This window comes from Pseudocitrobacter sp. 73 (genome assembly GCF_008369545.1).
GTDB classification, from domain to species: domain Bacteria; phylum Pseudomonadota; class Gammaproteobacteria; order Enterobacterales; family Enterobacteriaceae; genus Pseudocitrobacter; species Pseudocitrobacter vendiensis.
The window spans coordinates 1-11,281 of the sequence record NZ_VTZO01000033.1; the positions used below are offsets into that span (position 1 = coordinate 1).

An 11,281-nucleotide genomic window follows, 5' to 3' on the forward strand; every position below is an offset into this window, starting at 1 on the left:
TTGGCGAAGAGACATCGAGAAGTAAGCTTGATAACAGATTAAATTAACCGGCGTAAGCGGGTTAATACAACAGAATTTGCCTGGCGGCACTAGCGCGGTGGTCCCACCTGACCCCATGCCGAACTCAGAAGTGAAACGCCGTAGCGCCGATGGTAGTGTGGGGTCTCCCCATGCGAGAGTAGGGAACTGCCAGGCATCAAATTAAGAAGTACGACTGATAAAAATCAGTCATAGTGACAAAGAAATTCGGTGGAGCGGTAGTTCAGTCGGTTAGAATACCTGCCTGTCACGCAGGGGGTCGCGGGTTCGAGTCCCGTCCGTTCCGCCACTTATTAAGAAGCCCTGAGTTAACGCTCAGGGCTTTTTTTCGTCTCCTGATTGATTATTGCGTTCTGAGCAAAAATCCTCTGCATCATCCACTCTTTTTCTCCTCCATCCGTATCGCCATAATCCTCTTTACTATCAAAACAAAGGATTTAAGAGGAACACTATGTCTATACCTGCATTTGGTCTTGGTACTTTCCGTCTGAAAGATGACGTGGTCATTGCTTCGGTAAAAACCGCGTTGGAATTGGGTTATCGCGCCGTTGATACCGCACAAATCTACGATAACGAAGCCGCTGTGGGTCAGGCGATTGCTGAAAGCAACGTACCGCGTGAAGAGATCTTTATCACCACCAAGATCTGGACTGAAAATCTGAGCAAAGAGAAGCTGATCCCAAGCCTCAAAGAGAGCCTGAAAAAGCTGCGCTCGGATTATGTCGATTTAACACTGGTTCACTGGCCATCTCCGAACGATGCGGTATCCGTCGAAGAGTTCATGCATGCGCTGCTGGAAGCTAAAAAACAGGGGCTGACGCGTGAAATCGGTATCTCGAATTTCACTATTCCATTGATGGAGCAGGCAATAAGCGCGGTGGGTGCTGAGAATATCGCGACCAATCAGATTGAGCTTTCCCCGTACCTGCAAAACCGAAAAGTGGTGGACTGGGCGAGTGAGCACGGCATTCACATCACCTCTTACATGACGCTGGCTTATGGCAAAGCGCTGAAAGATGAAACCATTGTGCGTATTGCCACCAAACATAATGCTACGCCAGCACAGGTGATTCTGGCATGGGCGATGGGTGAGGGTTACTCGGTTATCCCTTCTTCTACTAAACGTGAAAACCTGGCAAGTAACCTGCTGGCGTTGAAACTGCAACTGGATGCCGAAGACAAAAAAGCGATCGCCGCCCTGGATTGCAACGATCGCCTGGTGAGTCCGGAAGGCCTGGCACCTGACTGGGATTAACTCTCCTGTGTGCGGGTAGCAAAACTGCCCGCATGTTCACTCAGGAAATCAATGAATGCCCGGATACGCGGACTCACCGCTTTATCACTGTAATACACTGCGCTAAACGGCATTTCGACCGGCACCCGTTGTTCGGCGAGTAGCTCCACGAATTCTCCCCGCTCCAGTTCCTTTGTAATCATATAATCCGACAGACACGCAATTCCATTCCCGTTCAGGCAGAGTTGTTTAATGGTTTCTCCGCTATTGGACGACAGTCCGCTGGTAATTTCATGCAACTGGCCATCGCAACAGGAGACTGGCCAGGTATTGAGCGTTACCGGCTCGGTAAAGCCTAAACAAAGATGATCCTTAAGGTCGGCGACGGTTTCAGGTTTACCGTAACGCGCAATGTAGTCCGGTGAGGCGACTATCTTACGATAGCTAGTAAATAGCGGCCTGGCGCGCAGGCTGGAATCGCTTAACGCCCCCGCGCGAATGGCCACATCGACCTTTCTCTCAATCAGATTGATAAATGTCTCCGAGGAGACCAGCGAAAGTGTGATTTCCGGATAGCGTTCGCGAAAGGGCTTAATCAGCGGCGTCAGAAAATTGAGCGTCACGGGCGTCGCGGCATCCACACGCAGCACTCCGCGCGGTACGCGGCGCGTCTCCATGACTTCATCCTCAGCCGCGGCCATCTCCTGAAGAATTACCTGTACACGGCGGAAATAGCGTTCGCCTTCTTCTGTCAGGCTAAGCTGGCGCGTCGTCCGGTTGAGCAGGCTGACACCCAGCTTAGATTCGAGTTTTTTTACGGCACGGCTGACAGCTGAGTTAGCCTGGCCAAGCTGCTCCGCCGCACGGCTGAAGCTACCGCTTTCGACGACGGCAACGAAAATGGCGATTTCTTCTGAGGTTGCTTTCATTGTTGCACCTGATGCAAAATTCAATTGATATTTTGATGGTTTTTGTTATTAAAACATCCCGGCATACTTCGTGTCATCTTAATACTGAATGATGTGGAGTAAATTATGCCTCTGGCGTTACTTGCGTTGACTATCAGTGCCTTTGCGATAGGCACAACGGAATTTGTGATTGTTGGACTGGTGCCAACCATTGCTGACCAGCTATCTATCTCTCTGCCGTCCGCCGGCCTGCTGGTTTCTATCTATGCATTAGGTGTCGCCATTGGCGCACCGGTTCTGACTGCACTCACCGGTAAACTGCCGCGCAAACAGTTGTTGCTGGGGCTGATGGTGCTGTTTACGTTGGGTAACCTGCTGGCCTGGCAGGCTCCGGGCTATGCCACGTTAGTGTTGGCTCGCCTGATGACGGGCCTGGCGCATGGCGTATTCTTCTCAATTGGCTCCACAATCGCCACCAGCCTGGTGCCGAAAGAGAAAGCTGCTTCCGCGATTGCTATTATGTTTGGCGGGCTGACCGTCGCGCTGGTGACCGGTGTACCGTTAGGCACGTTTATCGGTCAGCACTTCGGCTGGCGTGAAACGTTCCTCGCGGTCTCCATGCTGGGCGTGATTGCCTTAATCGCCAGTGCGATTCTGGTGCCGAATAACATTCCCAGCCGTGCGCCAGCCAGCCTGCGCGAACAGGTTAAGGTGCTGACACATCCGCGTTTACTGATGATTTATGCGGTAACCGCGCTTGGCTACGGTGGCGTATTTACGGCGTTCACTTTCCTTGCGCCGATGATGCAAAACCTGGCCGGTTTTACTCCAGGTGCGGTGAGTTGGATCTTGCTGGGATACGGGGTTTCTGTGGCAATCGGCAATATCTGGGGCGGTAAACTGGCGGACAAACATGGTGCGGTGCCGGCGCTGAAATTCATTTTTGCTGCACTGATGGTTTTGCTGCTGGTGTTCCAGTTCACCGCCTCGATGCAGTATGCCGCGCTGGCGACGGTGCTGGTGATGGGGATATTTGCTTTCGGTAACGTTCCGGGTCTGCAGGTCTATGTGGTACAGAAAGCGGAGGAGTATACGCCTTCAGCGGTTGATGTGGCTTCCGGGCTTAACATCGCCGCCTTTAACATTGGCATCGCATTGGGTTCTATTATCGGCGGCCAAACGGTAGAGCATTATGGCCTGGCGCAAACCCCGTGGATTGGCGCTGTGATTGTTCTGGTTGCTCTGTTGCTGATTGGCCTGAGCGGTCGCCTGGATAAGACGCCTCGCGTAGTATTAGGCTAATACAAAACGAGTAAGCACTTGCTTACAGAAGTTCACACAGCTTTATCGCGATTGGCGTTGAAACTGTAAGCAAAAATCCCTATAACTGAAGAACCACCCTGGAAACAGGTTGGTTCTTTGTTTATTGAGGTCAAAAAAAGAAAGTGCGAAAAAATACCTATGCTATGCGTTACATCGCCGGTCAACCTGCGGAGCGAATTTTGCCTCCGCCTGGGATGTATGCAGGTATGGGGCAGGCACTGCCCGCGGGCACCCCGTTAAGTACTGAAGAAAATATTCGCGTTCTGGTGTGGAATATCTTTAAGCAGCAGCGAGCTGAATGGTTGTCGGTGCTGAAAAATTTTGGCAAAGATGCCCACCTGATGCTGCTTCAGGAAGCGCAAACCACGCCTGAGCTGGTAAAGTTTGCCACCACCAACTATTTAGCCGCGGATCAGGTTCCTGCATTCGTCCTGCCACAGCATCCCTCTGGTGTGATGACGCTCTCTTCTGCGCAACCGGTCTATTGCTGCCCGCTGCGCGAGCGCGAACCTATTTTGCGCCTGGCAAAATCTGCGTTAGTGACTGTTTACCCACTTCCTGATTCACGTCTGCTGATGGTGGTCAATATCCATGCGGTGAATTTCAGCCTCGGCGTCGATGTCTACAGTAAACAACTGCTGCCCATTGGCGATCAGATTGCGCACCACAGTGGCCCGGTGATTATGGCCGGTGATTTTAATGCCTGGAGCCGCCCGCGCATGAATGCGCTCTATCGCTTTGCTCGCGAAATGTCGCTGCGCGAGGTGCGTTTTTCCGATGATCAGCGTCGACGCGCGTTTGGTCGCCCGCTCGATTTTGTCTTCTATCGTGGTTTAAACGTGCACGACGCATCGGTTCTGGTGACGCGTGCTTCCGATCATAACCCGCTACTCGTCGAATTCAGTCCCGGCATACCTGTCAAATAGAGGTGCGTCAGGTCTGCCATGGGCAGACCTGATCCTTCAGCGCTGCCCGTAATTTCAAACACAACCAAGGACAGCACAATGACAACACATTCCCACCATGACAACGTTGAAAAGCAGTTTGGCTCTCAGGCGAAGGCCTATTTAACCAGTGCGGTACATGCCTCTGGCCGGGATCTGCAACGCCTGAAAACCCGTCTGGCGGATTTCCCCGAAGCTCACTTGCTGGATTTAGGCTGCGGTGCCGGGCACGCCAGTTTTGTCGCAGCGGGTGAAGTCGCGCAGGTCACGGCTTATGATTTATCCAGCCAAATGCTGGCGGTGGTCGCTCAGGCGGCAACGGAGAAGGGGCTGGATAACGTCTCTACCCGTCAGGGCTATGCCGAATCGCTGCCTTTTGAAGCGGCGAGTTTTGATGTGGTGATGAGCCGCTATTCGGCGCACCACTGGCACGACGTGGGTCAGGCCCTGCGGGAAGTGAAGCGAGTGCTGAAGCCGGGCGGTACGCTGATTATTATGGATGTGATGTCACCGGGTCATCCGGTACGCGATATCTGGCTGCAAACGGTTGAAGCGTTGCGCGACACCTCGCACGTTCGTAACTACTCCAGCGGCGAGTGGCTGGCGCTGGCGGCAGAAGCCGGGCTGGCGGTGGATAACCTGATTACCGACAGATTGCCGCTGAATTTCGCTGCGTGGGTTGAGCGTATGCGCACGCCTGCAACGCTGTGCGAGGCGATACGGGTCTATCAGGAGAGTGCGTCTGCGGAGGTGAAAACGTGGTTTGCATTACAGGAGGATGGCTCCTTTACCAGCGATACCATCATGTTTGAAGCGCATAAAGCACGCTAGAAACAAAAAAGGCACCGGAAACGGTGCCTTTTTGCTTAGTTGCCGATCAGGAATCCGGACGGTCGTTGTTTTTCACAAACAACGTTAGCTGATCGCCAGGTTTCAGGTTGTCAGTATCATCGTTCCAGCGCATCACATCTTTGATGTTCACGCCGTGACGTTTAGCAATACTGGACAGCGAGTCGCCTTTACGCACGCGATAGGTAATGCTATCGCTGTTTTTAGCAAGCTGCGCTGCGCTGTTACCTGCGCCAACCGTTAAGCTCTGACCAATCTTCAGATTATTGCCGCGCAGGTTATTCCACTGCTTCAGGTCGCTCGCAGACACGCCGAGACGTGATGCGATACCTGACAGGGTGTCACCTGAGCGCACTTTATAGCTGCGGCTCTGCAATGGCGTATTGTCAGCAACCAGCGTTGGCTGGACTGCGGCAATATCACCTGATGCCAGCGATTCACGCAGCTGGTCAGCATGCTTCTGTGGCACCATCACATACTTCGGGCCACTTGCGCCCAGCGTGGAGCCTTTTACGCCCGCGTTGAACGTCTTCAGCTTGTTGACTGAAATACCCGCCATATCGGCCAGTTGTTTCATTTCAACAGGGCTATCGAGACGTACTCGCGCCAGTGCACGGCTTTCATCTGGTGTTGGCAGTCGCACACCGTAACGTTTACTGTTTTTGAGAATATCGCTCAAAGCCAGCATTTTCGGTACGTAAAGCTTGGTTTCCTGAGGCAGCGGCAGCGACCAGAAATCGGTGGGTTTACCACGCGCTTTGTTCGCTTTCATTGCCTTCATTACACGGCCTTCACCGCTGTTGTACGCCGCCACGGTTAATAACCAGTCGCCGTCAAACATCTTGTTAAGACGCTGCATCATATCCAGCGCTGCTGTTGTGGAGGCAACAACATCGCGACGTGCGTCATAACTGCGGGTCTGTTTCAGACCGTAATTGCGCCCTGTGCTCGGAATGATCTGCCAAATGCCTGCAGCATTGGCGCCAGACGTTGCGTGCGGGTCAAAAGCGCTCTCCACTATGGGTAGTAATACCAGTTCCATAGGCATGTTACGTTTCTTAACTTGCCCGGCTATCCAGTACATATACGGCTCTGCCCGTAAAGTTACATCGTGGAGATAGCTCTTATTGCTTAAATACTTCTGTTTCTGTTCGCGAATCCGGGTATTTTCCGGAATTCCCATCTTTAGCTCGTCGCCAATGGAAGCCCACAAGTCCTGATCCTGCGCGTAGAATGTCCCATCGTCCATCCACCGCGCCTGACTTGCAAACTTACCCGCTTCTCCTTGACTAGCCGCAGAAAGGCTCTGTGCGTGCTGTTGGATATTGCCATCGTGCTTTGACGCCTGGCACCCCACGAGCAGGACAGAGGCGAGTAATATCGCTTTTGCCTTCATGTGTGTGTCAATAGTTGCTTAAAAGACGACCGATCATAACGGCGAACTTTTCAAAACGCAACCGTGAAGTATCAGAAGTTGTCTTTCTTTGCCCTTAACCATGCAAAACGCTCAGAAGGTTGTAGCAATTTTGTTTCTTTTAAAATTTCATTAATAAAATCAACATCATCAGTTCTCAAAAAAATATTATTTCGGCGTTCATTTTTCAGAGTAACGGGGAGTGTCTTTTGATTTTTAGCACGTAACTCCTTAACTTCTCGATAGTATTCATTTATGAACAAATCATGCGGTAGGATACTCACGGCAAACTTCATATTTGATAATGTGTACTCATGTGCACAACAAATTAACGTGTCGTCAGGGAGTGCACTTATTTTTTTAAGTGATTGATACATCTGGCTTGCTGTACCTTCAAAAAGCCGTCCGCAGCCGCCAGAGAACATAGTGTCGCCACAAAACAGATAAGGCATGTTAAAGAAACAGATATGTCCTAAAGTGTGACCTGGCGTGGCGATAATACAAAATTCATGTCCGAGAACGGACACATTGTCACCCTCTGCGACCACTTTAGTGGTTCCCTTATTTTGCGTTTCGGCAGGGCCATAGACCTCAATATGTGGAAAATGCTGACGCAATTCGGCCACGCCGCCCACATGGTCGGCATGGTGATGAGTCAGGAAAATCGCTTCCGGCTGCCAGTTGTTTTCTTTTATTGCACGCAGAACCGGTGCGGCCTCGCCGGGATCGACAATCAGGCAGCGGCCTGCGTCGTCGCTCAGAACCCAGATGTAGTTGTCCTGAAATGCGGGAATACTGTTAAGATTCATAAAATACCTCTTAAAACGAACGGAAGGTTGTGATGAAACCGGCAAGGATACCTCAAACAGTCGCAGCGCCCGGTCATTGGGCTGAAATGCCCTGGGGTGAGTATTATCGCGAGGCGCTGGAGCGTCAACTGAAACCCTGGCTTACGAAACTCTATGGTTTTCATTTGCTTAAAATTGGGAACCTGAGCGCAGAAATTAATACGGAAGCCTGCGCTATCTCGCATCAGGTTAACGTCTCGCTGGAGGGTAAACCGATTCAGGTAAAAGCCGACCCACTGCAATTACCCTTTGCCGAGAAGTCGGTCGATGCCTGCCTGCTGGCACATACGCTTCCCTGGTGTTCTGATCCTCACCGCATGCTGCGGGAAGCAGACCGCGTGCTGATTGACGACGGCTGGCTGATCATCACCAGCTTCAACCCCATCAGCCTGGTCGGATTACGCAAGCTTGTCCCGGTGTTGCGCAATAAAATCCCGTACAACAGCCGCATGTTTACCCTCACGCGTCAACTGGATTGGCTGGCATTGCTTAATTTTGAAGTACTGCATCAGGGAAGGGTACAGGTTTTGCCCTGGACGAAGCAGGGCGGAAAACTGTTAAGTACGCATCTGCCGGCATTAGGTTGCGTGCAATATATTGTGGCGCGTAAACGAACGATTCCCTTGACGCTAAACCCGATGAAGCAGAATAAAGCGAAAGGCCGCATTCCACAGGCTGTGGGTGCGACCCGGCAATATAAAAAGCCAAACGCTTAAACCTCTGGCTGATATCCGATATCTTCCTGAGTCGGTGATGATGCCGCCGCGCGCGCCAGCTCATCACAACGTTCGTTCTCCGGATGCCCGGCATGACCTTTTACCCACATCCAGCGAATTTCGTGCTGACCCAGCGCCGCATCAAGACGTTTCCACAGATCGACATTCTTAACAGGTTTTTTATCTGCGGTTTTCCAGCCGCGCTTCTTCCAGTTGTGGATCCACTGAGTGATCCCCTGACGTACGTACTGGCTGTCGGTGCTTAATACCACTTCACAGTGTTCTTTCAGCGCCTCGAGTGCGACAATTGCTGCCATCAGTTCCATGCGGTTGTTGGTTGTCAGATAATAGCCTTCGCTGAAGGTTTTCTCCTTCTGACGATAGCGTAAAATGGCGCCATAGCCGCCAGGCCCTGGATTACCGAGGCACGAACCATCGGTGAAAATTTCTACCTGTTTAAGCATCTCTGGTAGACTTCCTGTATTGAAATCGACACGTAAACGACAAGTCTGACATAAATGACCGATATGAGCACTGCAATTACACGACAGATCGTCCTCGATACGGAAACCACCGGTATGAACCAGATCGGGGCGCACTACGAAGGGCACAAGATCATCGAGATCGGTGCCGTCGAGGTGATTAACCGTCGTCTGACCGGAAACAATTTCCACTTTTATCTCAAACCCGATCGGCTGGTGGACCCGGAAGCGTTCGGCGTTCACGGGATTGCCGATGAGTTCCTGCTGGATAAGCCGACCTTTGGCGAGATTGCCGACGAGTTTATGGATTACATCCGCGGGGCTGAACTGGTCATCCATAACGCATCGTTCGATATCGGCTTTATGGACTACGAGTTTGGCAAGCTGAATCGCGGCATTCCGAAGACCAATACGTTCTGTAAGGTGACCGATAGTCTGGCGCTGGCGAGGAAAATGTTCCCCGGCAAGCGTAACAGCCTCGATGCCTTATGTTCACGTTACGAAATCGATAACAGCAAGCGTACTCTGCATGGAGCATTACTCGATGCCCAAATCCTGGCAGATGTTTATCTGCTGATGACCGGCGGCCAGACATCAATGGCTTTTTCGATGGAAGGCGAGGGGCAGCAGCAGGCAGGCGATGTCGGGATTCAGCGCGTTACCCGTGCTGGAAGCAAACTGCGTGTTGTTTTTGCCTCTGACGAAGAGCTGGTGGCGCACGAGTCCCGTCTCGATCTGGTGCAAAAGAAGGGCGGAAGCTGCCTCTGGCGGGCGTAAAACGCCTGTTTTTGCTGTGAAAATAGTCATGTGGGCGATTTTTGCAGCAAACGATTTAAAACGTCATAAAAAGCGTTGACGATTCCGAGGCTAACCCGTAATATTCGCCTCGTTCCCAAGGGAACACAGCGGAGCGGTAGTTCAGTCGGTTAGAATACCTGCCTGTCACGCAGGGGGTCGCGGGTTCGAGTCCCGTCCGTTCCGCCACTATTCAAAAGGCCTGAATCAGCAATGATTCAGGCCTTTGTCATTTCTGGAATAAAGGATAGTTTTCCTCACCCCAACCTAAACTCATCCGCATCCCGCCATGCCGGAAACTTCTCTCTGTATTCCTCTAATGCCGTCATCGACAACTCGGCATCAATACGCGTTGCCTGATGCGCATCGGCGGTGGCGATAATCTCGCCCTGTGGGTTAATCACCCGGCTGTCGCCACGGTAGTGGTGCCCGTTGCCATCGGTGCCGACACGGTTACAGCCTGCTACATATGCCTGATTCTCAATCGCGCGGGCGACCAGCAGCGCCTGCCAGTGCAGGGAACGTGGCGCGGGCCAGTTGGCGACGTACAGAGCGAGGTCGTAATCGTCGCGATTGCGCGACCACACCGGGAAGCGCAGGTCGTAACACACCAGCGGCAGAATGCGCCAGCCGCGCCATTCAAACACCACGCGCTCGTTGCCCGCTTCATAGTGATGATGCTCATCTGCCATGCGAAACAGATGGCGCTTATCGTAAAAGTGCACATCACCTTGCGGTTCGACCAGTAAAAAGCGGTTCACCGGGCCGCGATCGGTTTGTAGCGCCGCGCTGCCTGCAATCAGGGCGTTGGTACATTCTGCCTGCTTCTGCATCCACGAAATCACTTCCTCCTGAGAAGGTGATTGTTTCGCGGCTTCCATCGCAAAACCGGTGGTAAACATCTCCGGCAGGACAATGACATCGCGCCCGCTGATCTCTTCCAGTTGACGATCGAAATGGCGCAGGTTGGCAGGGCCATCCATCCACACCAGCGGTTGCTGCAAAAGTGTAATTTTCAAACCAGGCACGGCGGTCAACTCCTTTATTGCAGGGGGCTTTTATAACTTTAACACCTTATCAGGCTGTTGCCGTTCTGCGGAATATTTCGATAAAAAAAGCGGTTATTGGAAATATCTGATTTGCATTTGGCTAGCTTGCCGCTCACTCTTAAGGGGATGAACAACAAGGGCAGGATAAGCCCGGGAGGAATGATGTATAAGGCAATAACCGCTGTCGCTGCGCTGGTCTTTGCAACCAGCGCTATGGCGCAGGAAGACTTGACGATCAGCAGCCTGGCAAAAGGTGAATCGACCAAAGCGGCGTTCAACCAGATGGTGAAAGGGCATAAGCTGCCGGCATGGGTGGTGAAAGGGGGGACGTATACCCCTGCGCAAACCGTTACGCTGGGTGATGAATCTTATCAGGTGATGAGCGCATGTAAGCCGCATGATTGCGGGACCGAACGTGTGGCGGTGCTGTGGTCTGAAAAGTCTAAGCAGATGACCGGCCTGTTCTCGACCGTTGATGAAAAAACGTCGCAGGAAAAATTAACCTGGTTGAATGTGAATGATGCGCTGTCTATTGACGGCAAAACGGTGCTGTTTGCGGCGTTGACTGGCAGCCTGGAAAATCACCCGGATGGGTTTAATTTTAAATAATCGGTTAGTTTGAGCCTGGAAAACATTGCCCGGTGGCGCTGCGCTTACAGGGCCTAAGGTTCAACAGATAA

The 11,281-nt window shown here is 52.1% G+C and carries 12 protein-coding genes, 2 tRNA genes and 1 rRNA gene; 10 read left to right on the forward strand and 5 right to left on the reverse strand.

What is annotated here, in order from left to right:
- Positions 1–79: 79 nt before the first annotated feature.
- The 3 genes from rrf (at position 80) to dkgB (ending at position 1,294) form a co-directional block, all read left to right on the forward strand.
- A 5S ribosomal RNA gene (gene rrf / locus F0Q32_RS23390) occupies positions 80–195 on the forward strand.
- 56 nt (positions 196–251) lie between these two features.
- A tRNA-Asp gene (locus F0Q32_RS23395) sits at positions 252–328 on the forward strand.
- Between the two features lie 162 nt (positions 329–490).
- Positions 491–1,294: a 2,5-didehydrogluconate reductase DkgB gene (dkgB, locus tag F0Q32_RS23400; RefSeq protein ID WP_149464912.1), complete on the forward strand. Its 804-nt coding sequence runs from the start codon at positions 491–493 to the stop codon at positions 1,292–1,294.
- On the opposite strand, the gene yafC is transcribed toward dkgB, so the two are convergent.
- Positions 1,291–2,202, reverse strand: coding sequence for a DNA-binding transcriptional regulator YafC (yafC, locus tag F0Q32_RS23405; RefSeq protein ID WP_149464913.1), 912 nt, complete (start codon positions 2,200–2,202; stop codon positions 1,291–1,293). The two genes, dkgB and yafC, sit on opposite strands and share 4 nt — an antisense overlap.
- A gap of 105 nt (positions 2,203–2,307) precedes the next feature.
- On the opposite strand from yafC, the gene F0Q32_RS23410 reads away from it, so the two are divergent.
- The 3 genes from F0Q32_RS23410 to F0Q32_RS23420 all read left to right on the forward strand — a co-directional run bounded on the left by F0Q32_RS23410 (position 2,308) and on the right by F0Q32_RS23420 (position 5,279).
- A complete protein-coding gene (locus F0Q32_RS23410; RefSeq protein ID WP_149464914.1) occupies positions 2,308–3,483 on the forward strand; it encodes an MFS transporter in 1,176 nt (391 codons plus the stop codon).
- A 143-nt stretch (positions 3,484–3,626) separates the two neighbouring features.
- Complete coding sequence (locus F0Q32_RS23415; protein WP_041686313.1) at positions 3,627–4,430, forward strand: endonuclease/exonuclease/phosphatase family protein; 804 nt, start codon at positions 3,627–3,629, stop codon at positions 4,428–4,430.
- A 78-nt stretch (positions 4,431–4,508) separates the two neighbouring features.
- The gene (locus F0Q32_RS23420; RefSeq protein WP_149464915.1) at positions 4,509–5,279 is read left to right on the forward strand and encodes a class I SAM-dependent methyltransferase; all 771 of its coding nucleotides are present in this window, start codon (positions 4,509–4,511) and stop codon (positions 5,277–5,279) included.
- Positions 5,280–5,325: 46 nt separating this feature from the next.
- Here the strand turns inward: F0Q32_RS23420 and mltD are convergent, their stop codons facing one another.
- The gene (mltD, locus tag F0Q32_RS23425; RefSeq protein WP_149464916.1) at positions 5,326–6,693 is read right to left on the reverse strand and encodes a murein transglycosylase D; all 1,368 of its coding nucleotides are present in this window, start codon (positions 6,691–6,693) and stop codon (positions 5,326–5,328) included.
- 71 nt (positions 6,694–6,764) lie between these two features.
- Positions 6,765–7,520 carry a hydroxyacylglutathione hydrolase gene (gloB, locus tag F0Q32_RS23430; protein ID WP_149464917.1) on the reverse strand — a complete coding sequence of 252 codons (756 nt, stop codon included), beginning with the start codon at positions 7,518–7,520 and terminating at the stop codon, positions 6,765–6,767.
- A 32-nt stretch (positions 7,521–7,552) separates the two neighbouring features.
- Between gloB and F0Q32_RS23435 the strand changes: the two genes are divergently transcribed.
- A complete protein-coding gene (locus F0Q32_RS23435) occupies positions 7,553–8,275 on the forward strand; it encodes a class I SAM-dependent methyltransferase (RefSeq protein ID WP_149464918.1) in 723 nt (240 codons plus the stop codon).
- Here F0Q32_RS23435 and rnhA read toward each other — a convergent pair.
- Positions 8,272–8,739 (reverse strand): ribonuclease HI, encoded by a 468-nt coding sequence (gene rnhA / locus F0Q32_RS23440; RefSeq protein ID WP_149464919.1) that lies wholly within the window; start codon positions 8,737–8,739, stop codon positions 8,272–8,274. The two genes, F0Q32_RS23435 and rnhA, sit on opposite strands and share 4 nt — an antisense overlap.
- Before the next feature lie 63 nt (positions 8,740–8,802).
- On the opposite strand from rnhA, the gene dnaQ reads away from it, so the two are divergent.
- On the forward strand, positions 8,803–9,534 hold the full coding sequence (gene dnaQ, locus F0Q32_RS23445; RefSeq protein WP_149464920.1) for a DNA polymerase III subunit epsilon: 732 nt from the start codon (positions 8,803–8,805) through the stop codon (positions 9,532–9,534).
- Positions 9,535–9,664: 130 nt separating this feature from the next.
- Positions 9,665–9,741, forward strand: a tRNA-Asp gene (locus tag F0Q32_RS23450).
- A 68-nt stretch (positions 9,742–9,809) separates the two neighbouring features.
- On the opposite strand, the gene F0Q32_RS23455 is transcribed toward F0Q32_RS23450, so the two are convergent.
- Entirely contained in the window at positions 9,810–10,580 is a 771-nt protein-coding gene (locus F0Q32_RS23455) for an amidohydrolase (RefSeq protein ID WP_149464921.1), read from the reverse strand.
- Positions 10,581–10,763: 183 nt separating this feature from the next.
- On the opposite strand from F0Q32_RS23455, the gene ivy reads away from it, so the two are divergent.
- Complete coding sequence (gene ivy, locus F0Q32_RS23460) at positions 10,764–11,210, forward strand: Ivy family C-type lysozyme inhibitor (protein ID WP_223145812.1); 447 nt, start codon at positions 10,764–10,766, stop codon at positions 11,208–11,210.
- Positions 11,211–11,281 lie beyond the last annotated feature (71 nt).

Bases quoted from the DNA above. Each gene is read 5' to 3' on its own strand.
- F0Q32_RS23410 (WP_149464914.1), top strand. From the start codon at position 2,308: ATGCCTCTGGCGTTACTTGCGTTGACTATCAGTGCCTTTGCGATAGGC.
- yafC (WP_149464913.1), bottom strand. From the start codon at position 2,202: ATGAAAGCAACCTCAGAAGAAATCGCCATTTTCGTTGCCGTCGTCGAA.
- ivy (WP_223145812.1), top strand. From the start codon at position 10,764: ATGTATAAGGCAATAACCGCTGTCGCTGCGCTGGTCTTTGCAACCAGC.
- dkgB (WP_149464912.1), top strand. From the start codon at position 491: ATGTCTATACCTGCATTTGGTCTTGGTACTTTCCGTCTGAAAGATGAC.
- dnaQ (WP_149464920.1), top strand. From the start codon at position 8,803: ATGAGCACTGCAATTACACGACAGATCGTCCTCGATACGGAAACCACC.
- gloB (WP_149464917.1), bottom strand. From the start codon at position 7,520: ATGAATCTTAACAGTATTCCCGCATTTCAGGACAACTACATCTGGGTT.
- F0Q32_RS23435 (WP_149464918.1), top strand. From the start codon at position 7,553: ATGAAACCGGCAAGGATACCTCAAACAGTCGCAGCGCCCGGTCATTGG.
- mltD (WP_149464916.1), bottom strand. From the start codon at position 6,693: ATGAAGGCAAAAGCGATATTACTCGCCTCTGTCCTGCTCGTGGGGTGC.
- F0Q32_RS23420 (WP_149464915.1), top strand. From the start codon at position 4,509: ATGACAACACATTCCCACCATGACAACGTTGAAAAGCAGTTTGGCTCT.
- rnhA (WP_149464919.1), bottom strand. From the start codon at position 8,739: ATGCTTAAACAGGTAGAAATTTTCACCGATGGTTCGTGCCTCGGTAAT.